The sequence below is a fragment of the Serratia sp. C2(1) genome (assembly GCF_036352655.1).
GTDB lineage: Bacteria > Pseudomonadota > Gammaproteobacteria > Enterobacterales > Enterobacteriaceae > Serratia > Serratia inhibens.
Genome location: NZ_JAZFBA010000001.1, coordinates 111,067 through 130,929 on the forward strand (window position 1 = coordinate 111,067; position 19,863 = coordinate 130,929).

The window sequence follows — 19,863 nt, forward strand, 5'->3', positions numbered from 1 at the left end:
CAACACAGGGGTAATTACGATGGGAAAAACTACCGCAGTCACCACCACGCTCTCCGCGCTCTGTATCACCGTGCTTTGCGGCTTGGCCCAGGCGGCCGAGTTGCCGCAGGCGCTCGGTAAAGGCGAAGGGCGGCTGGATATCATCGCCTGGCCCGGTTACATCGAGCGCGGTCAGTCCGACAAAAACTATGACTGGGTCACCCAGTTTGAGAAACAAACCAGCTGTGCGGTGAATGTGAAAACCGCCGCAACCTCCGATGAAATGGTCAGCCTGATGGCCAAGGGCGGTTACGATCTGGTCACCGCGTCCGGCGACGCCTCACTGCGATTGATCCTCGGCAAGCGGGTACAACCGATCAATACCGCGCTGATCCCCAACTGGAAAAGCATCGATCCGCGCCTGCTGAACGGCGCCTGGTACACCCTGGACGGCAAAACTTACGGCACGCCGTATCAGTGGGGGCCAAACCTGCTGATGTACAACACCAAAACCTTCCCGACACCGCCGGACAGCTGGGGCGTGGTGTTCCAGCAACAGAACCTGCCGGACGGCAAAACCAATCAGGGGAGGGTGCAAGCCTATGACGGCCCGATTTATATCGCCGATGCGGCGCTGTTCCTGAAGGCCACTCAGCCGCAACTTGGCATCAGCGATCCGTATCAGCTTAATGAAGAGCAGTATCAGGCGGCGTTGAAGCTGTTGCGTACTCAACACGCGTTGATCCACCGCTACTGGCACGATACTTCGGTACAGATGAGCGATTTCAAAAATGAAGGCGTGGTCGCTTCCAGCGCCTGGCCGTATCAGGCCAACGCCCTGAAAGGCGAGGGCCAGCCGATCGCCACGGTCTTCCCTAAAGAAGGGGTTACCGGCTGGGCGGATACCACCATGCTGCATGCCGACGCCAAACACCCGAATTGCGCCTATCAGTGGATGAATTGGTCGTTGGAACCGAAGGTACAGGGAGACGTGGCCGCCTGGTTCGGTTCAGTCCCAGCCTCTCCGGCGGGCTGCAAGGCCAGTGCGCTGCTGGGCGAGAAGGGTTGTGAAACCAACGGGTTTAATCAGTTCGACAAGATCGCCTTCTGGAAAACGCCGCAGGCGCAGGGTGGCAAGTTCGTGCCGTACAGCCGCTGGACGCAGGACTATATCGCCATCATGGGTGGCCGATAATATCCCCTTCATACTTCAAGCTGCCTCTTTGTTGGCTGCCCGCCTTACCCCGGTCACGTACGATTTGTACGCTCCCGGGGATGCGTTTGGTTGCCGCCTCGATGCAACTCGAATTATTTTGCGGATAGGTCTGGCTGGGTTACGGGTTTTCGCCAAACCCGCCGAAATCATTTGATTTTTTGGAGTGCAGATCATGACCATTGCCGTGCAATTTATCGATGTTTCGCGGACCTTCGGCGATGTTCGCGCCGTAGACCGGGTGTCTATCGAAATCCAGGACGGAGAATTTTTCTCCATGCTCGGGCCTTCCGGCTCGGGGAAAACCACTTGCCTGCGGCTAATCGCCGGTTTTGAACAACTGAGCGCCGGCTCGATCCGCATTCACGGGCAAGAAGCCGCCAATCTACCGCCGTACCAGCGTGACGTGAATACCGTGTTCCAGGATTACGCGCTGTTTCCGCACATGTCGGTGCTGGAAAACGTCGCTTACGGGTTGATGGTCAAAGGCGTCGCCAAACGCGAACGGCTGGCGCGTGCGCAGGAGGCGCTGGACAGCGTGGCGTTGGGGTTTGTGGCCGAACGCAAACCGGCGCACCTTTCGGGTGGCCAGCGGCAGCGCGTGGCGCTGGCCCGAGCCTTGGTCAACCGGCCGCGGGTGCTGTTGCTCGATGAACCGCTCGGTGCGCTGGATCTCAAACTGCGTGAACAGATGCAGGGCGAACTGAAAAAGTTGCAGCGCCAGCTGGGCATCACCTTTATTTTCGTCACCCACGATCAGAGCGAAGCGCTGTCGATGTCCGATCGCGTGGCGGTGTTCAACAATGGCCGAATCGAGCAGGTCGACGCGCCGCGTGAGCTGTATATGCGGCCGAAGACACCGTTCGTCGCCGAGTTTGTCGGCACCTCCAACGTGGTGCGCAGCGAACTGGCGCAGCGGTTGCTTGGCCAGACCGCCACCTTCTCGATTCGCCCGGAGCATATCCGCCTGGCGGATCAGGCCGGTGCGGCACCGGATGAAATCCAGGTGCAGGGCAGGTTGCAGGAGATCCATTATCAGGGCGCGGCAACGCGTTATGAAATCGCGCTGAGCAGCGGCGAAAAACTGCTGGTCAGCCAGGCAAATCCCCAGTGGCATGCCGGCGGGCAGCAGCGTTTGATCGGGCAGCCGGTCACCGCCTGCTGGTCGCGTGAAGCGATGGTGCCGCTGCTGGAGGAGAGGTGAGATGGATATGAGCATCGACTTTCCCGCGCCGCGCCGCGGTACTCTGCGCGCTCTGTCGACCTGGTTCTATCGCCGCCCGACGCTGTATCTGTTGCTGCTGTTGGTGCCGCCGCTGCTGTGGTTTGGCGCGGTGTATCTCGGCTCGCTGTTGACGCTGCTGTGGCAAGGGTTCTACACCTTCGACGACTTCACCATGACGGTGACGCCGGATCTGACCTTCGATAACCTGCGGGCGTTGTTCAACCCGGCCAACTACGACATCATCCTGCGTACCCTGACGATGGCGGTGCTGGTGTCGCTGGCCAGCGCGGTACTGGCGTTCCCGATTGCCTATTATATGGCGCGCTACACCAGCGGCCGCGTCAAAGCGTTCTTCTACATTGCGGTGATGATGCCGATGTGGGCCAGTTATATCGTCAAGGCCTATGCCTGGACGCTGCTGTTGGCTAAAGACGGCGTAGCCCAGTGGTTCCTGCAACATCTCGGGTTGGAACCGGTTCTGGCGGCAATCCTGAGCGTGTCGGGCGTAGGGGGCAACACCCTGTCGACCTCCGGGCTGGGGCGTTTTCTGGTGTTCGTCTATATCTGGCTGCCGTTCATGATTTTGCCGATCCAGGCCGCATTGGAGCGCTTGCCGCCTTCGCTGTTGCATGCCTCGGCGGATCTGGGCGCGCGCCCGGCGCAGACTTTCCGTTATGTGATCCTGCCGCTGGCGGTGCCGGGCATTGCTGCCGGGTCGATCTTCACTTTCTCGCTGACGCTGGGGGACTTCATCGTGCCGCAACTGGTGGGGCCGCCGGGTTACTTTATCGGCAGCATGGTGTACGCCCAACAGGGGGCGATCGGGAATATGCCGATGGCGGCGGCCTTTACCCTGGTGCCGATCGTACTGATCGCGATTTATCTTTCCATTGTGAAACGTCTGGGGGCTTTCGATGCACTCTGAACGCGCGCCGTTAGGGCTGAAGTTGGCCGCCTGGGGCGGTTTGATCTTCCTGCATTTCCCGCTGGCGATTATCGCCATCTATGCCTTCAACACCGAGGATGCTGCGTTCAGCTTCCCGCCAAAAGGGTTTACGCTGCATTGGTTCAGCGTGGCCGCCGGCAGGCAGGATATCCTCGATGCGATGCTGCTTTCGGCGCAAATAGCCGCGCTGGCGACCGCCGTGGCGCTGGTGCTGGGCACCCTGGCGGCAGCGGCGCTGTATCGGCGTGATTTCTTCGGCAAGGACAGCATTTCGCTGCTGCTGTTGTTGCCGATCGCGCTGCCGGGCATCGTCACCGGTCTGGCGCTGCTGGCGGCATTCAAGGCACTGAATATCGAGCCGGGGGTGCTGACCATCGTCATCGGTCATGCCACCTTCTGCGTGGTGATTGTGTTCAATAACGTGATTGCCCGTTTCCGCCGCACCTCTTACAGCCTGATCGAGGCGTCCATGGATTTGGGCGCCGACGGTTGGCAAACCTTCCGTTACGTGATTTTACCCAACCTGGGGTCGGCGCTGCTGGCCGGCGGCATGCTGGCGTTCGCGCTGTCGTTTGACGAAATCATTGTCACCACCTTCACCGCCGGGCATGAGCGCACGTTGCCGTTGTGGCTGCTAAACCAGCTCGGCCGCCCGCGCGATGTGCCGATCACCAACGTGGTGGCGTTATCGGTGATGTTGCTGACCATGATCCCGATTTTGGGTGCCTATTACTTGACCAAGGGCGGCGAAAGCGTCGCCGGCAGCGGCAAATAACTTTCCCCTTCGTCTTTCAAGCTGCAGCGTTGTTGGCTGCGAGTGTAAACCCCAGTCACTTATTTTGTATAAGCTCCGGGGGATTTACGCTCTTGCCGCCTAGCTGCAACTTGAAATCCATTGGGGAAAGGGATCGTGTCGCTAAAAATAAATAACTGAGGGTTTCTTCTATATGCAAAGCCAACTGTTGATTAACGGCCAACTGGTTACCGGCCAGGGGACGTCGCTGCCGGTGTATAACCCGGCGACCGGAGAGGTGATCTTGCAGGTAGCGCAAGCCAGCCTGGAGCAGGTGGATCAGGCGGTGCTGGCGGCCGACGTCGCCTTTGCCGAATGGGGGCAGACCACGCCGAAAGAGCGTGCCGACTGTCTGCTGAAGCTGGCGAATCTGATCGATAGCCACGCGGAAACCTTTGCCCGGCTGGAATCGCTCAACTGCGGTAAGCCCTATCACTGCGTGCTGAACGACGAACTGCCGGCCGTGGCCGACGTATTCCGCTTCTTCGCCGGTGCCAGCCGCTGCCTGAGCGGGCTGGCGGCCGGCGAGTATCTGGCCGGGCACACCTCGATGATCCGCCGCGATCCCCTGGGCGTGGTGGCCTCGATTGCCCCCTGGAACTACCCGCTGATGATGGCGGCGTGGAAGTTGGCCCCGGCGCTGGCGGCGGGCAATTGCGTGGTGATTAAACCGTCGGAACAGACTCCGCTGACCACCTTTAAGCTGGCCGAACTGGCCGCCGGGCTGTTCCCGTCGGGTGTGCTTAACGTGCTGTTCGGCCAAGGGGCCGGTGTCGGCGATCGGCTGACCGGCCATGACAAGGTACGAATGGTGTCGCTTACCGGTTCGATCGCCACCGGGGAACATATCATCGCGCATACCGCGCCGGGCATTAAGCGCACCCATATGGAACTGGGGGGCAAGGCGCCGGTGCTGGTGTTTGATGATGCCGACCTGCAACAGGTGGTAGAAGGCATCCGCAGCTTTGGTTTTTACAACGCCGGCCAGGACTGCACCGCCGCCTGCCGCATTTATGCCCAGAAAGGCATTTACCCCGAACTGGTGAAGCGGCTGGGCGAGGCGGTCGCCAGCCTGAAAATAGGGCCGCCGGAGGACGAAAACAGCGAGCTTGGCCCGCTAATCACCGCCCAGCATCTGGAGCGAGTGGCGGGGTTTGTCGAGCGGGCGAAGGCGCTGCCGCATGTGCAGGTGGTGACCGGCGGTGAGCGGGTTAACGGCCCCGGCTACTATTTCCAGCCGACGCTGCTGGCCGGTACGCGGCAGGAAGATGAAATCGTGCAGCGGGAGGTGTTCGGCCCGGTAGTCACTATCACCGAGTTTGACGATGAGGCGCAGGTGCTGGCCTGGGCCAATGCGTCCAACTACGGGCTGGCGTCCTCGCTGTGGACCCGTGACGTGGGCCGTGCGCATCGGTTGAGCGCCCGCCTGCAATACGGTTGCACCTGGGTGAATACCCATTTCATGCTGGTGAGCGAAATGCCGCACGGCGGCCAGAAGCTGTCGGGCTACGGCAAGGATATGTCGATGTACGGGTTGGAGGACTACACCGCGATCCGGCATGTGATGTTTAAACATTGATTTTACTGTATTTATCCGCACAATAGCGCACCTTCAGGCCGGTTTCGACCGGTCTGATTGATAATAAGAATTGAAAGGAAGCCAATATGGGGATCACCCGACGCGATTTTCTCAATGGGGTGGCGATCACCATCGCCGCCGGGCTGACGCCGCTGCAAATTCTGCGCGCGTCACCGCAAACCGCCAATCAAACCCTGTACTACCCGCCAGCGCTGACCGGGCTGCGCGGTAACCATCCGGGCTCTTTTGAGCACGCGCACCAATTGGGGCGCGACGGCAAGGCATTCGATTTCGGCAGCGTTCCCGCCACGGAAGAGTTTGACCTGATCGTGGTCGGTGCGGGTATCAGCGGGCTGGCCGCCGCCTGTTTCTGGCAGCAGATGAAGGGCGCACAGCAGCGTATTTTACTGATCGACAACCACGATGACTTTGGCGGCCACGCCAAGCGCAATGAATTCAGCAGCGAAAACGGCACTATTCTCGGCTACGGCGGCAGCGAATCGCTGCAGTCGCCACGCTCGAACTTCAGCCCGGTGGCGATGGGGTTGCTGCAAAAACTCGGCGTCAGCATCGACAACCTGGAAAAGGCGTTCGATAAAACCTTCTACCCGGATCTGAACCTGAGCCGCGGCGTCTATTTCGATCGTAAAAACTTCGGCGTCGACAAGGTGGTGAATGGCGATCCCGGCCGCATGGTGGCGGATGATATTCCGCGTGATCGGCTTAATGGCCGCTCCTACGAAGCTTTTATCGGCGATTTCCCGTTGCCGGAAAGTGACCGACAGGCGCTGATCGCGCTGCATACGGTGGAGAAGGATTATCTGCCGGACCTGACTCAGGAACAAAAGGGCGAATGGCTCGACAAGCACAGTTATACCCAGTTCCTGCGTGAAAAGGTTGGCCTGAGCGAAATGGCTATCCGTTATTTCCAGCAGACCACCAGCGATTTCCAGGCGGTGGGCATTGACGCCACTTCGTGCAGCGATGCGCGCATCTGCGATCTGCCCGGCCTGAACGGCATGAACCTGCCGCCGCTGGATGAGGAGTCGCAGGCGGATCTCGACGATCCTTACGTGTTCCACTTCCCGGATGGCAACGCCACGCTGGCGCGCCTGATGGTGCGTCATCTGATCCCGGACGTGGCGCCGGGCGGCAAGGATATGAACGACATCGTGCTGGCGAAGTTCGACTACAGCCGGCTCGATCGGCCGGGATCGCCGGTCAAACTGCGCCTGAACAGCACCGGCCTTCACGCGGCGAACGTCGGCGACAAGGTTGAAGTGACCTATATGAGCGGCGACAAAATGACCAAGGTGCGCGCCGGGCAGGTGGTGATGGCCGGTTACAACATGATGATCCCGTATCTGGTGCCGGAAATGTCGCATGAGCAGCAAGAGGCGCTGAAGCAGAACGTGAAATCACCGCTGGTGTACAGCAAAGTGGTGATCCGCAACTGGCAGCCGTTTATCAAGCTGGGTGTGCATGAAGTGTATTCGCCGACCGCGCCTTATTGCCGCGTGAAGCTGGATTATCCGGTGAGCATGGGCGGTTATGAACATCCTCGCGACCCGAATCAGCCGATTGGCCTGCATATGGTGTATGTGCCGACGCTGGCGGGCAGCGGGCTGAGCCCTCGCGAACAGTCGCGCAAAGGCCGCGCCTTGCTGCTGGGCACACCGTTTGAGGTGCATGAGCAGATGATCCGCGAACAGTTGCAGGGCATGCTGGGTTCCGCCGGTTTCGACCATCAGCGCGATATTCAGGCGATCACCGTTAACCGCTGGTCGCACGGCTATTCCTACTTCCTCAATGGGCTGTTTGATGACGAAGACGAGGCGAAAAAAATCATTGAGACGGCGCGTAAGCCGATAGGCAAGATTGTCATCGCCAACTCGGATTCGGACTGGAGCCCGTACGCCAACTCGGCAATAGATCAGGCATGGCGCGCGGTCAATGAACTGGCCTTCGGCCAGGCGGCCGTCAAGGAGGGAGCATGAGTCTACGTTCATGGTATCTGCTGACCTTGCTGGCGGCGGGCGGTTCGGCTCAGGCGATGTCGGCCGGGGAATACGTGGCCAAGGCCGGTGACTGCACCGCCTGCCATACCGCGCCGGGCGGCGCTTTGCTGGCCGGCGGCATGAAGTTCCCGACGCCGCTGGGCGCCATTTACGCCACCAATATCACGCCGGATAAGCAGCACGGTATCGGCGCCTATTCTTTTGACGAGTTTGACCGCGCCATGCGCCAGGGCATCGCCAAAGATGGCCATCGCCTGTATCCGGCGATGCCCTATACCTCTTACGCCAGGATGAACGCGGCGGATATGCGTGCGCTGTACGATTATCTGATGCAGGAAGTGCCGGCGCAGAACGCCGCCAACCGCGCCAGCGATATCAGTTGGCCGTTGTCGATGCGTTGGCCGCTGGCGGTTTGGAATCAGCTGTTCCATGACGATGCCCAATATCGGCCGGACAGCGGGCAGAGCGCCGAGTGGAACCGCGGTGCTTATCTGGTGCAGGGCGCAGGCCACTGCGGCAGCTGCCATACGCCGCGCGGCTGGGCAATGCAGGAAAAGGGGTTGGACAGCAAGGAACCGGCCTTCCTGAGCGGGGCCGAGCTGGACGGTTGGTTCGCGTCTAACCTGCGCGGCATGCCGCAGGAAGAGGTGGCGGCACTGTTGAAAACCGGCCGCAGTCGGCATGCTGCGGTGGCCGGGCCGATGAGCGAGGTGGTCGCCCACAGTACGCAATATCTTACCGATGGCGACCTGAACGCCATTGCCGCTTACCTGCACAGCCTGGCGGCGGAAAAACCCCAGGCAGAGAAAGCCATAGCCCCGGTGGTCGGCAGTCAACAGGCCGGGCAGCGCACCTATGCAATGTACTGTTCAACTTGCCACGGCAAGAAAGGCGAGGGCAGCGATAACACCATTCCGGCATTGGCAGGCAACGCGACGGTGACGGCGGACAATCCGCTGACCGCGCTGCGTGTGTTGCTGGAAGGGGCGCAAACGCCGATCACTCAGCAGGCTACCGCGATCGCCATGCCAGGTTACGGCTGGGCATTGAATGACCGGCAGGCGGCCGATCTGATGAGTTATTTGCGCGGAAGTTGGGGCAATCAGGCTGGGGCGGTAACGGCGCAGCAGGTGCAGGAGGCGCGTAAGCTGGCGGAGAAATAACGGCGGGGCGCGGTGCTGTTCACAGACCGCGCCCCGTTTGATTAGAGTACCTTATGCGGGCCGAAGCATTCGTAGTGGATGTTCTCGGCGTTCACGCCCATGTCCAGCAGCTGTTTGCCGACATGCTGCATAAAGGGGACCGGGCCGCAGAAGTAGTAATGCATCTGTGGATTGTCGAGCGTTTCGCGCAGTACGCTAAGGTTCATCAAGCCGCGGCTCTGATAATCGCGGCCTTCCACGTCGTCGGTGCCCGGCTCGCGGTACCAGACGTGACGGCTCAGGTTTGGCATGCGGCCGGCGATACTCGCCACTTCATCTGCGAAGGCATGAACGCCGCCGTTTTCCGCCGCGTGCAACCAGTGTACGTCCGCCAGATGTTGATTGTCGTGCAGGGTATTGAGCATACCGAGCATGGGCGTTTGGCCCACGCCGGCGGAAATCAGCGCTACCGGGGTGGTTGGCTGCACGTCAAGGAAGAAATCCCCGTGCGGCGGTGCCAGATAAAGCACATCGCCCTCTTTGGCCTGTTGATGCAGGAAATTCGAGACCTTACCTTGATCTTCACGCTTCACCGCGATGCGGTAGTATTCGCCGTTAGGCGCGGTGGTCAGTGAGTATTGGCGGATTTCCTGATTTTCCATGCTGTCGTCATTGATATAGACCGCCAGATATTGCCCCGGCTTGAAGTCAATCACGCGGCCGCCGTCAACCGGCGCCAGCACGAAGCTGCAAATCACGTCGCTTTGCGGCTGTTTTTTGACAATGCGGAAAGCGCGCCGTTCGCGCCAGCCGCCATTCGCGTTTTCACTTTCCTGATAAATCTGGCCTTCACGCTGGATGAATACGTTCGCCAATACGCCGTAGGCCTTGCCCCAGGCATCCAGCACTTCCTGGCCTGGGCTGAACATTTCGTCCAGCGTCGCCAGCAGATGGCCGCCGACAATTTGATACTGCTCCGGCTGGATATTCAGGCTGGTGTGCTTTTGGGCAATACGCTCTACCGCCGGCAGCAGCGCCGCCAGGTTTTCGATATTGGCGGCATAGGCACAGATCGCATCGAACAACGCCTGGCGTTGATCGCCGTTGCGCTGGTTATTCATGTTGAAAACATCTTTCAACTCAGGATTGTGTTCGAACATGCGATCGTAGAAATGGGCGGTCAGTTTAGGCCCGGTAGCAGCCAGCAGGGGAATCGTGGATTTTACGGTGGCGATGGTTTGGCTATCCAGCATGGTAGTGCTCCTTTAGCTTCAATTATTGGAATATTTAAATGTTGCATATTAAATGCATCTTTAAGTTTGCCCAAATATTAGCGATTTCCGTCAGGGCTGTAAATACCCTTGTTTTTGTTGCGGAGATGTTAAGCGACGATCCCGCTCACAGAACATGAAAAAACCGCATCCTCGGCATGAGTAAAAGTCCGTTGCCGGATGGCGTGATATACAGGATCAAAGCCTTGCCGCGCGTCATGCCAATCGTTTGCGTAAAAACCTCTGTCAAGACCTATCCTCGGTAGGGGAAAACAGTTTACACTGTTGCCCAGAACCCAACCGGGTAGTTATTTGGTGATTTTTTAGTTAGCCGATTTAAGTCAGGAGATGCCGGATGTTAAAGCGTGAAATGAACATTGCCGATTATGATGCCGAACTGTGGCGTGCAATGGAGCAAGAGGTCGTGCGTCAGGAAGAGCACATTGAACTGATTGCGTCTGAGAACTACACCAGCCCGCGCGTAATGCAGGCTCAGGGTTCCCAGTTGACCAACAAATACGCTGAAGGCTATCCGGGCAAGCGTTATTACGGCGGCTGCGAATATGTGGATATCGTTGAGCAACTGGCCATCGACCGCGCCAAAGCGCTGTTTGGCGCAGATTACGCCAACGTGCAGCCGCACTCCGGCTCCCAGGCTAACTTCGCCGTCTACACCGCGCTGCTGCAGCCGGGCGACACCATTCTGGGCATGAACCTGGCGCACGGCGGCCACCTGACCCACGGTTCCCCGGTCAACCTGTCCGGCAAACTGTACAACGTGGTGCCTTACGGCATCGACAAGGAAGGCAAGATCGACTACGACGATCTGGCCAAACAGGCTCAGACCCACAAACCCAAAATGATCATCGGCGGCTTCTCGGCCTTCTCCGGTCTGGTTAACTGGAAAAAAATGCGTGAAATCGCCGACAGCATCGGCGCTTACCTGTTCGTTGACATGGCTCACGTTGCGGGCCTGGTCGCCGCTGAGGTTTACCCGAACCCGGTGCCGTATGCGCACATCGTCACCACCACCACCCACAAAACCCTGGCGGGCCCGCGCGGTGGCCTGATCCTGGCGAAGGGCGGCGACGAAGAGCTGTACAAGAAACTGAACTCCGCCGTATTCCCTGGCGGCCAGGGCGGCCCGCTGATGCACGTGATCGCCGGTAAAGCGGTGGCGCTGAAAGAAGCGATGGAGCCAGCGTTCAAGGCTTACCAGCAGCAAGTCGCCGATAACGCCAAAGCGATGGTGAAGGTGTTCCTGGAACGCGGTTACAACGTGGTTTCCGGCGGTACTCATAACCACCTGTTCCTGCTGGACCTGGTTGACAAAAACCTGACCGGTAAAGAAGCTGACGCTGCCCTGGGCCGCGCCAACATCACCGTGAACAAAAACAGCGTGCCAAACGATCCGAAAAGCCCGTTCGTTACCTCAGGCATTCGTATCGGCACGCCGGCTGTGACTCGCCGCGGCTTCAAAATCGCTGAAGTGACTGAGTTGGCCGGTTGGATCTGCGACGTGCTGGACAACATCAACGATGAAGCCACCATCGAACGCACCAAGAAGAAAGTGCTGGAGATCTGCGCCCGCCTGCCGGTCTACGCATAATTCTGCTTTCTCTTTAAAAACCCGCTTCGGCGGGTTTTTTTATGCCTGTTGCCGGCAAACTGTGAACTGCTTATCACTCTATTCCCTTGATCGTGAATGAGCATTGCTCGTGGGTGTGAGCTCTGTCAAAGTATCGCCTACACACCGGAGGGATCATGGTTCTGCAATCAACGCGTTGGCTCGCTCTCAGTTATTTCACCTACTTCTTTTCTTATGGCATCTTCTTACCGTTTTGGGGCGTTTGGCTGAAAGGCGAGGGCATCGCGCCTGAAACCATAGGTATTCTGCTCGGTGCCGGTCTGGTCGCGCGTTTCCTCGGCAGTTTGCTGATTGCTCCCCGGGTTAAAGATCCTTCCCATCTGGTGACGGCATTACGCCTGCTGGCGTTGCTGACGCTGGCCTTCGCCGTCGGGTTCTGCTTCGGTAATGGCTGGGGTTGGTTGATGTTGGTGATTGCCGGCTTCAACCTGTTCTTTTCGCCGTTGGTGCCGTTGACCGACGCGCTGGCCGCCACCTGGCAAAAACAAATCACCATGGATTACGGGCGTGTCAGGCTGTGGGGCTCGCTGGCGTTTGTGATCGGCTCGGCGCTGACCGGGCAAATGGTGTCGGTTTGGGGCCATAACGCCATTCTTTACAGCTTGATCCTCAGCGTGCTGGCGATGCTGCTGGGCATGATGCTGAAACCGAGCGTGATGCCGCAGGGGGAGACGCGTACTCAAAGCGAGCCAGACCGCTCACTGCGCGAAATGCTCAAGGAAGGGCCGGTCTGGCGTTTCCTGTTGTGCGTCACGTTGCTGCAGGGCGCGCACGCCGGCTATTACAGCTTCGGTTCCATCTACTGGCAGGAGGCCGGTTACTCGGCTTCGACGATCGGTTATCTGTGGTCGCTGGGCGTGGTGGCAGAAGTCATCGTTTTCGCCAGCAGCAATTTCCTGTTCCGCCGCTGGAATGCGCGCAATCTGCTGCTGCTTTCCGCCTGCTGCGGAGTACTGCGCTGGAGCCTGATGGCCTCCAGCACCGAGCTGGGTTGGCTGTTGGTGATCCAGATCCTGCATTGCGGCACCTTTACCGTTTGCCATCTGGCGGCGATGCGTTTTATCGCTGCGCGCAAAGGGCCGGAGGTGATCCGGCTGCAGGCGATTTACTCGGCGCTGGCGATGGGCGGCGGTATTGCGATTATGACGGTGATTGCCGGTTTCCTGTTTGAACATCTGCAGGGCGGGGTATTCTGGGTGATGGCGGCAGTGGCGTTGCCGGCGCTGTTTATTCGCCCGCCGGCCGTTGCGGTCAGCGGCAGCCGTTAAGAGGCTTCCAGCAGCGCGCGGATGGCTTTGCGCTGCTGGCGTTCTAACGGCAATTCGGTATAAATCAGCGGCGGCTGCGGTTCACTGTGCACCGCCGCATACGGGCTGATCACCAGCGTGACACCCTGCGGCGCGCCGGAGCGCAGGTAATCGCGCAGTGGCAGATACTTGATGTTCAACGGCAACAGCGTTAATTCGCGGATCTGATACTCCACTTCCTCTTCCAATTGCGGATTGTCCAGCGTCAGCAACAGCACCTGTTTTTCCTGCAGCGCGTTACCCTGCATCAGCCAGGCGCCGAAACTGATGGCAACCAACCCCGCTTCCTCACTGGAAAAACGAATGTCATATTCCTGTTCGAGCGGCGCCAGCGCTTCCTGAGTGGTGCGCATCAGGCGCGGGTACATGCGTAGCACTTCCTCGAGCAACATGTTGTCAATGCCGATGTCAAAACGACAGCGTTCGACCGCAGGCGCCAGATGGGCGAACAGCTGGCTGATCAAATCCTCTTTACTGCTGAAGGTCATGCCGGAAATCTGCTGGAAGCGCTCGACCACGTTTTCAATCGCTCTCATTAACCGCAGATCTTCCTCCGAGTCGTTGCTGTGGTAGCTGTGGTTTTTCAGCATGGTGAACATCAGCACCAGAAAATCGCTTTCGCTGCTCTCGGGTAGCAGGGCGAAAAGCTGATTCAGCGATTGATGCAGCAAGCTGGCCGCCCGATGCTCGGGTTTCTGATGCAGCCAGGCGCGCTGGGTGGCGGTGAATAGCGGGTGCCGTTGGCGCTGGGTTTCCCAGGCGCAGTAACACAGGTAATGCTGCAGAAATTGGCGATCGCGTTGATCGAGAGGGCGGTTGAGCAGCGGTTCACAGCTGCTGATGTAACTTTCCAACTGTGGCGACGGATCGGCGTTTACCGCCAGCGCCTGATGCAGCCAGGGGGCAAAATGTTGGTCGATAAACTCCGGGCTGCAGCGCAGGGCTCTGCGCAACCAGTGGAGCAGGCAGAGGCGTTGGTTGAGCGCGCTTCCCTTGAGCCGGTAACCTTCGTCGGAATTGCCGACGATCTCCAGATGGTGGAAACGCTGGATTTCACTGGCAACCTCGGCTATATCTTGCCGGGCGGTAGGGTGGTCGACGCCGTTGACTTGGCTGATAGTCTCCAGTTGTACTGCGGGCTCCGGCGCATACAGCATCAGTAACAGATGGCAGCGCCGTTGTTGACCGGAGAGCTCAGGCACAGGAGCAGTGTCCAGGCTCATATCACCTTCTGGCAGGTAACGTTTAAATTATGAATAAGCATAGCAAAAGGCTGTGCAGCGGCATGGCTGCAGCACCCGGTTTTATTTCGGCTTACAACTTTCGTCACAATTATTGTGCCGATTAACGGCGGTTGAAGGTTGGTTGATGTTACTTTATAACAATAATGAGTATGCTTTGATGATGATCTTACGTTTTATTGTGGCCGGTTTTTTAGCGTTATTCAGCGCCGGCGCTGTCGCTCACCCGCACAGCTTTATTGATATGAACACCACTTTCGTGGCGAAAGATCAAAAGTTGGTCGGTTTGAAAATGGTTTGGGTAATGGATGAAATCACCTCGGCGGATCTGCTGTACGATGCGCAGAACGCGAAAAGCGACTCGGAAGTGTGGAAAAAACTGGCGGCGGAAGTCATGGCCAACGTGCTCGGCCAGCACTATTTCACCGATGTGTATCGCGACGGCAAGCCGGTGAAATACCTGAATCTGCCGACCGAATACCATTTGTCGCGCCAGGGGCACCAGGCGGTGCTGGAATTTGTGCTGCCGCTGGCCGAGCCGCAGCCACTGGCAGGCAAGCCGTTTGAAATCTCCACCTACGATCCCACTTATTTTGTCGATATGACCTACAAAGATAAAACGGCGCTGCATTTGCCGCCGGAAATGGCCCCGCAGTGCAAGTTCAGCCTGATGACGCCGAAGCCGGATTCCTCCTTGCAGGCTTACGCATTGTCCCTCGATAAGAACGATGCCCCCAGCGAAGATATGGCGCTGGGGCAACAGTTCGCGCAGCGGGTCACTTTGCAATGTCAATAAACCTCAGCCAGAACGCCACGCGCAAGCGGCACTGGGCCTTCAGCCTGTGGCCGCTGCTGCTGTTTGTGCTGTCGCTGGCGTTGGCCGCGCAGCTGGCGTGGCATTATTGGCCGCAGCTGCTGATGCAAAGCGTGGTGTGGCAGAAGGGGCTGCATCAACAACTGGCCGGCCTGTTGCAGCAGGTAAAAGCCGCCCCCCAGCAGGCCGGGCTGGCGTTGATGCTGTTTAGTCTGAGCTATGGCGTGCTGCATGCGCTTGGCCCCGGACACGGCAAGGTGGTGATCGCCACCTATTTGGCCACGCACCCGGCGCGGCTGAAAAGCAGCCTGAAACTGACTTTCGCCGCCTCTCTGGTTCAGGGGCTGGTGGCTATCGCGTTGGTGACCCTGATGCTGGTGGTGTTGCAGTTATCCTCTCGCCAGTTGCACCAAAGCAGTTTCTGGTTGGAGAAGGGCAGTTTTATTCTGGTGATGCTGCTCGGCGTACTGCTGAGCTGGCGGGCGCTGAAACGTCTGTATTACGCGGTGAAAGCGCTACGCCTGTCACCGGCGCTGCGTATCAGCAGCCTGCAACCGCTGCCGACTCATCATGTTCACAGCGAACACTGTGGTTGTGGGCACCGTCATTTACCGAGCGACAGCGAACTGCAGGCGGGCGGCGACTGGCGTACGCAAACCGCTATCGTGCTGGCGATGGGCATGCGTCCCTGCTCCGGGGCGGTACTGGTGCTGCTGTTTTCCAAGGTGATTGGCGTATTCGCCTGGGGCGTTATTTCGGCGTTGGCGATGGCGCTTGGCACGTCGCTGACCATTTCATTGTTGGCCTTGCTGGTGCATTACAGCCGCCGGTTGGCCGTGAGGCTCAGCCGTTCGCGCGCGCCTGCCGCCTGGAGCGCCGTTGCCTGGGGAGCACTGGCATTGGCCGGTGGCCTGATTCTGCTGTTCGCCGGATTGCTGCTGTATGCCAGCGCCCAGCCGGAATTCGGTGGTGGTATTCGGCCTTTCTCCCGCTGACAGGCATAAAAAAAGCGCTGCAAAAATGCAGCGCTTTTTCGTATTCAATTCACTTGGCGCTATTAACGCTTCAGCGCTTCGCTCAGCTCTTCACGCATGGTAGAAAGCATGGCTTTCACTACGCGCGGGTTGCCTGCAACCACGTTGCCGGAGCTGAAGTGGTTATGACCGCCAACAAAGTCGGTCACCAGGCCGCCAGATTCGCGTACCAACAGTTCGCCGGCAGCAAAGTCCCACGGCTTCAGGCCAATCTCGAAGAAACCGTCAACGCGGCCGGCGGCCACATAGGCCAGGTCCAGCGCTGCGGAACCGGTGCGACGGAAGTCTGCACACTGGGTAAACAGTTTGCCGACCACGTTGATGTAAGGGGTAGCGTGCTGTTTAACCTTGAACGGGAAGCCGGTGGCCAGGATGGTGCCATCCAGATCTTTGGCATTGGTGCCGCGCAGACGGTAGCCATTGAGCTGTGCGCCCTGGCCGCGGGTAGCGGTAAAGAGTTCGTTGCGCATTGGATCGTAAACCACAGCCACTTCAGTACGGCCTTTGATGCGTACGGCGATGGAAACGGAGAAGTGTGGGAAACGTTTGATAAAGTTTGAGGTGCCATCCAGTGGATCGATCACCCATTGCACATCCTGATCTTCGCCGACCAGCTCACCGCGTTCTTCGGTAACAATAGTGTGTTGCGGATAAGACTTGCGGATCACGTCGATGATCAGATGCTCTGCATCGCGATCGACGTTAGTGACAAAGTCATTGGTCCCTTTCTGGCTCGCTTCTACAGCGTCCGGGGTTTCGTAGTTTTTGGCAATCAGGTTACCGGCCTTGCGCGCAGCGCGCACGGCGATAGTCAGCATCGGATGCATGGGTATCTTCCAACTAGGATGTTAAAGAACAGGAAACGGCGCGAAGTATAGCAGCTGTTCGGCAAAATGCCTACGGCTGTGTTAAGATGCTGTGATTTTCCGCTACGCTCAGAGTTTGTATGCTGCACAACATCCGCATTGTTCTGGTAGAAACCTCCCATACCGGTAACATGGGCTCGACCGCAAGAGCCATGAAAACCATGGGGTTAACCAACCTTTATCTGGTTAATCCGCTGATAAAACCTGATTCGCAGGCGATTGCCCTGGCCGCAGGCGCCAGCGACGTGATCGGCAACGCCACTATCGTTGACACCCTTGATGATGCTATCGCCGGCTGTAGCCTGGTGGTTGGCACCAGCGCGCGTTCGCGTACTTTGCCGTGGCCGATGCTGGAACCGCGCGAATGCGGCGTACGCGCCGTGCACGAAGGTGAACATGCGCCGGTTGCGCTGGTGTTTGGCCGCGAACGCGTTGGCCTGACCAACGATGAGCTGCAAAAGTGCCATTATCATGTCGCCATTCCCGCCAACCCGGATTACAGCTCGTTGAATCTGGCGATGGCGGTGCAGATCCTGGCTTATGAAGTGCGCGTGGCCTATCTCGATCGTCAACAAGCGGGCGTGCCGCCGTTGGAAGAGACGCCGTATCCGCTGGTGGACGATCTCGAACGCTTCTATCAACACCTGGAACAAACGCTGCAGCACAGCGGCTTTATCCGCCCGGCGCATCCGGGGCAGGTGATGAGCAGATTGCGCCGTTTATTCACCCGTGCGCGCCCGGAAGCTCAAGAGCTGAGTATCCTGCGCGGCATGCTGACGTCGATAGAGAAACAGGATAAACATCAAGGTAATTAATTTGATGTGGCGTAACGGTCAGGAATAATAGTATTAGTTATCCAATGGTTATAACATGCATTTTATATGCTTTTGGTCTGGCTAAGGCCAAAATGTGCTAATACTTGAGTAAATTAGTAGGTTAAATAGTTGACTGTTTTACTCGGGAATGTCAGAATTTCGGCCATGTTTCACCAACAGGTAACCATTTAGCTATGAGACTGACATCCAAAGGCCGTTATGCCGTAACCGCTATGCTTGACGTGGCATTGCACTCCCAGGAAGGGCCCGTTCCTCTGGCGGATATTTCCGAGCGCCAAGGGATTTCGCTCTCTTATCTGGAACAATTATTCTCCCGTCTGCGTAAAAATGGCCTGGTTGCCAGCGTGCGTGGGCCGGGCGGTGGTTATCTGCTGGGGAAAGAGGCAAGTGAGATCGCCGTTGGCGCTGTCATCACTGCCGTCGATGAATCGGTAGATGCAACCCGTTGCCAGGGTAAAGAAGGCTGCCAAGGGGGGGATCGCTGTCTGACTCATACCCTGTGGCGCGATCTGAGCGAGCGCATCAGCGGGTTCCTGAACAACATTACGCTGGCAGAACTGGTGAACAACCAGGAAGTGCTGGTGGTGGCGGACCGTCAGAACAACGATACCCGTCGCACGGCCAACGGTCGTCCGCAAGAAACTATCAACGTTAATCTGCGCGCATAAGCAGCTGGCGATATTTTTTTAGTTTTTGGAAGTGATGTACGGAGCACAAGAGCAATGAAATTACCGATTTATCTCGATTACTCAGCAACGACGCCGGTTGATCCGCGCGTTGCCGAGAAAATGATGCAGTTTTTGACCCTGGACGGGACTTTCGGTAACCCGGCTTCCCGTTCCCACCGTTTCGGGTGGCAAGCGGAAGAAGCGGTAGATATCGCCCGTAACCAAATTGCTGAACTGGTTGGCGCTGACCCGCGTGAGATCGTGTTCACTTCCGGAGCGACCGAATCCGACAACCTGGCGATTAAAGGTGCGGCCAATTTCTATCAAAAGAAAGGCAAGCACATCATCACCAGCAAAACCGAACACAAGGCCGTGCTGGACACCTGCCGTCAGCTCGAGCGCGAAGGGTTTGAAGTGACCTACCTGGCGCCGCAGAGCAACGGAATTATCAGTCTGCAGGATCTCGAAGCCGCCATGCGTGAAGACACCATTCTGGTATCGATCATGCACGTGAACAATGAAATCGGCGTGGTGCAGGATATCGAAGCCATCGGCGAAATGTGCCGTGCGCGCGGTATCATTTATCACGTTGACGCTACCCAGAGCGTGGGCAAATTGCCTATCGATCTGAGCAAGCTGAAAGTCGATCTGATGTCCTTCTCCGGCCACAAAATCTATGGCCCGAAAGGCATTGGCGCGCTGTACGTGCGTCGTAAACCACGTATCCGTATCGAAGCCCAGGTTCACGGCGGCGGTCACGAGCGCGGTATGCGTTCCGGCACCCTGCCTGTGCATCAGATCGCCGGTATGGGCGAAGCCTACCGCATCGCCAAAGAAGAAATGCCGACGGAAATGGCGCGCCTGCGTACGCTGCGCGACCGCCTGTGGAACGGCGTGAAAGATATGGAAGAAGTCTATCTGAACGGCGATCTGGAACACGGCGTTCCTAATATCCTTAATGTCAGCTTCAACTATGTTGAAGGTGAATCGCTGATCATGGCGCTGAAAGACCTGGCCGTTTCTTCAGGTTCCGCCTGTACCTCCGCTAGCCTTGAACCCTCCTACGTGCTGCGCGCGCTGGGGATGACCGACGAGTTGGCGCATAGCTCGATCCGTTTCTCTCTGGGGCGTTTCACCACGGAAGAAGAGATCGATTACACCATTCAACTGGTGCGTAAATCCATCGGCCGCCTGCGCGACCTGTCTCCGCTGTGGGACATGTTCAAGCAGGGCGTGGATATCAACAGCATCGAATGGGCACATCATTAATTCTCAGGATTCAG

The 19,863-nt window shown here is 58.1% G+C and carries 17 protein-coding genes; 14 read left to right on the forward strand and 3 right to left on the reverse strand.

All coding sequences use genetic code 11. The features are described from left to right. Nucleotides 1-19: 19 nt before the first annotated feature. From ydcS to V2S86_RS00610, 7 genes are all read left to right on the forward strand, one after another. Nucleotides 20-1,174, forward strand: coding sequence for a putative ABC transporter substrate-binding protein YdcS (gene ydcS, locus V2S86_RS00580; protein WP_330760800.1), 1,155 nt, complete (start codon nucleotides 20-22; stop codon nucleotides 1,172-1,174). A gap of 193 nt (nucleotides 1,175-1,367) precedes the next feature. Continuing rightward, the gene (locus V2S86_RS00585; protein ID WP_330760801.1) at nucleotides 1,368-2,396 is read left to right on the forward strand and encodes an ABC transporter ATP-binding protein; all 1,029 of its coding nucleotides are present in this window, start codon (nucleotides 1,368-1,370) and stop codon (nucleotides 2,394-2,396) included. 7 nt (nucleotides 2,397-2,403) lie between these two features. Continuing rightward, nucleotides 2,404-3,342 (forward strand): ABC transporter permease, encoded by a 939-nt coding sequence (locus V2S86_RS00590; protein WP_442995930.1) that lies wholly within the window; start codon nucleotides 2,404-2,406, stop codon nucleotides 3,340-3,342. Next, complete coding sequence (locus V2S86_RS00595; protein ID WP_006327351.1) at nucleotides 3,332-4,138, forward strand: ABC transporter permease; 807 nt, start codon at nucleotides 3,332-3,334, stop codon at nucleotides 4,136-4,138. The genes V2S86_RS00590 and V2S86_RS00595 overlap by 11 nt, the downstream gene beginning before the upstream one ends. Nucleotides 4,139-4,310: 172 nt before the next feature. After that, complete coding sequence (patD, locus tag V2S86_RS00600; RefSeq protein WP_330760803.1) at nucleotides 4,311-5,735, forward strand: aminobutyraldehyde dehydrogenase; 1,425 nt, start codon at nucleotides 4,311-4,313, stop codon at nucleotides 5,733-5,735. Nucleotides 5,736-5,821: 86 nt separating this feature from the next. Continuing rightward, nucleotides 5,822-7,732 (forward strand): NAD(P)-binding protein, encoded by a 1,911-nt coding sequence (locus V2S86_RS00605; RefSeq protein ID WP_330760804.1) that lies wholly within the window; start codon nucleotides 5,822-5,824, stop codon nucleotides 7,730-7,732. Next, nucleotides 7,729-8,916 carry a c-type cytochrome gene (locus tag V2S86_RS00610; protein ID WP_330760805.1) on the forward strand — a complete coding sequence of 396 codons (1,188 nt, stop codon included), beginning with the start codon at nucleotides 7,729-7,731 and terminating at the stop codon, nucleotides 8,914-8,916. The genes V2S86_RS00605 and V2S86_RS00610 overlap by 4 nt, the downstream gene beginning before the upstream one ends. 41 nt (nucleotides 8,917-8,957) lie before the next feature. Here V2S86_RS00610 and hmpA read toward each other — a convergent pair whose 3' ends face one another. After that, nucleotides 8,958-10,148 (reverse strand): NO-inducible flavohemoprotein, encoded by a 1,191-nt coding sequence (gene hmpA, locus V2S86_RS00615; RefSeq protein WP_330760806.1) that lies wholly within the window; start codon nucleotides 10,146-10,148, stop codon nucleotides 8,958-8,960. A 373-nt stretch (nucleotides 10,149-10,521) separates the two neighbouring features. Here hmpA and glyA point away from each other — a divergent pair, with 373 nt between their 5' ends. Together glyA and V2S86_RS00625 are read left to right on the forward strand one after the other, a co-directional pair. Continuing rightward, complete coding sequence (gene glyA / locus V2S86_RS00620) at nucleotides 10,522-11,775, forward strand: serine hydroxymethyltransferase (protein ID WP_330760807.1); 1,254 nt, start codon at nucleotides 10,522-10,524, stop codon at nucleotides 11,773-11,775. 155 nt (nucleotides 11,776-11,930) lie between these two features. Further along, nucleotides 11,931-13,082, forward strand: coding sequence for a 3-phenylpropionate MFS transporter (locus V2S86_RS00625; protein ID WP_330760808.1), 1,152 nt, complete (start codon nucleotides 11,931-11,933; stop codon nucleotides 13,080-13,082). On the opposite strand, the gene csiE is transcribed toward V2S86_RS00625, so the two are convergent. Then, the gene (gene csiE / locus V2S86_RS00630) at nucleotides 13,079-14,344 is read right to left on the reverse strand and encodes a stationary phase inducible protein CsiE (RefSeq protein WP_330760809.1); all 1,266 of its coding nucleotides are present in this window, start codon (nucleotides 14,342-14,344) and stop codon (nucleotides 13,079-13,081) included. The genes V2S86_RS00625 and csiE overlap by 4 nt on opposite strands. 178 nt (nucleotides 14,345-14,522) lie before the next feature. On the opposite strand from csiE, the gene V2S86_RS00635 reads away from it, so the two are divergent. After that, nucleotides 14,523-15,158: a DUF1007 family protein gene (locus V2S86_RS00635; RefSeq protein WP_330760810.1), complete on the forward strand. Its 636-nt coding sequence runs from the start codon at nucleotides 14,523-14,525 to the stop codon at nucleotides 15,156-15,158. Then, a complete protein-coding gene (locus V2S86_RS00640; RefSeq protein WP_330760811.1) occupies nucleotides 15,149-16,171 on the forward strand; it encodes a nickel/cobalt transporter in 1,023 nt (340 codons plus the stop codon). Before V2S86_RS00635 ends, V2S86_RS00640 begins: the two co-directional genes overlap by 10 nt. 62 nt (nucleotides 16,172-16,233) lie before the next feature. Here the strand turns inward: V2S86_RS00640 and suhB are convergent, their stop codons facing one another. Then, nucleotides 16,234-17,037, reverse strand: coding sequence for an inositol-1-monophosphatase (suhB, locus tag V2S86_RS00645; protein WP_004952100.1), 804 nt, complete (start codon nucleotides 17,035-17,037; stop codon nucleotides 16,234-16,236). A gap of 119 nt (nucleotides 17,038-17,156) precedes the next feature. Here suhB and trmJ point away from each other — a divergent pair, with 119 nt between their 5' ends. The 3 genes from trmJ to V2S86_RS00660 all read left to right on the forward strand — a co-directional run bounded on the left by trmJ (nucleotide 17,157) and on the right by V2S86_RS00660 (nucleotide 19,849). Further along, nucleotides 17,157-17,891 (forward strand): tRNA (cytosine(32)/uridine(32)-2'-O)-methyltransferase TrmJ, encoded by a 735-nt coding sequence (gene trmJ / locus V2S86_RS00650; protein ID WP_006318201.1) that lies wholly within the window; start codon nucleotides 17,157-17,159, stop codon nucleotides 17,889-17,891. A gap of 194 nt (nucleotides 17,892-18,085) precedes the next feature. After that, a complete protein-coding gene (iscR, locus tag V2S86_RS00655) occupies nucleotides 18,086-18,580 on the forward strand; it encodes a Fe-S cluster assembly transcriptional regulator IscR (protein WP_004952096.1) in 495 nt (164 codons plus the stop codon). A gap of 54 nt (nucleotides 18,581-18,634) precedes the next feature. Next, on the forward strand, nucleotides 18,635-19,849 hold the full coding sequence (locus V2S86_RS00660) for an IscS subfamily cysteine desulfurase (protein ID WP_212557650.1): 1,215 nt from the start codon (nucleotides 18,635-18,637) through the stop codon (nucleotides 19,847-19,849). Nucleotides 19,850-19,863 lie beyond the last annotated feature (14 nt).

Coding starts and splice junctions, on each gene's coding strand:
- ydcS (WP_330760800.1), top strand. CDS start 20: ATGGGAAAAACTACCGCAGTCACCACCACGCTCTCCGCGCTCTGTATC.
- V2S86_RS00585 (WP_330760801.1), top strand. CDS start 1,368: ATGACCATTGCCGTGCAATTTATCGATGTTTCGCGGACCTTCGGCGAT.
- V2S86_RS00590 (WP_442995930.1), top strand. CDS start 2,404: ATGAGCATCGACTTTCCCGCGCCGCGCCGCGGTACTCTGCGCGCTCTG.
- V2S86_RS00595 (WP_006327351.1), top strand. CDS start 3,332: ATGCACTCTGAACGCGCGCCGTTAGGGCTGAAGTTGGCCGCCTGGGGC.
- patD (WP_330760803.1), top strand. CDS start 4,311: ATGCAAAGCCAACTGTTGATTAACGGCCAACTGGTTACCGGCCAGGGG.
- V2S86_RS00605 (WP_330760804.1), top strand. CDS start 5,822: ATGGGGATCACCCGACGCGATTTTCTCAATGGGGTGGCGATCACCATC.
- V2S86_RS00610 (WP_330760805.1), top strand. CDS start 7,729: ATGAGTCTACGTTCATGGTATCTGCTGACCTTGCTGGCGGCGGGCGGT.
- hmpA (WP_330760806.1), bottom strand. CDS start 10,148: ATGCTGGATAGCCAAACCATCGCCACCGTAAAATCCACGATTCCCCTG.
- glyA (WP_330760807.1), top strand. CDS start 10,522: ATGTTAAAGCGTGAAATGAACATTGCCGATTATGATGCCGAACTGTGG.
- V2S86_RS00625 (WP_330760808.1), top strand. CDS start 11,931: ATGGTTCTGCAATCAACGCGTTGGCTCGCTCTCAGTTATTTCACCTAC.
- csiE (WP_330760809.1), bottom strand. CDS start 14,344: ATGAGCCTGGACACTGCTCCTGTGCCTGAGCTCTCCGGTCAACAACGG.
- V2S86_RS00635 (WP_330760810.1), top strand. CDS start 14,523: ATGATGATCTTACGTTTTATTGTGGCCGGTTTTTTAGCGTTATTCAGC.
- V2S86_RS00640 (WP_330760811.1), top strand. CDS start 15,149: ATGTCAATAAACCTCAGCCAGAACGCCACGCGCAAGCGGCACTGGGCC.
- suhB (WP_004952100.1), bottom strand. CDS start 17,037: ATGCATCCGATGCTGACTATCGCCGTGCGCGCTGCGCGCAAGGCCGGT.
- trmJ (WP_006318201.1), top strand. CDS start 17,157: ATGCTGCACAACATCCGCATTGTTCTGGTAGAAACCTCCCATACCGGT.
- iscR (WP_004952096.1), top strand. CDS start 18,086: ATGAGACTGACATCCAAAGGCCGTTATGCCGTAACCGCTATGCTTGAC.
- V2S86_RS00660 (WP_212557650.1), top strand. CDS start 18,635: ATGAAATTACCGATTTATCTCGATTACTCAGCAACGACGCCGGTTGAT.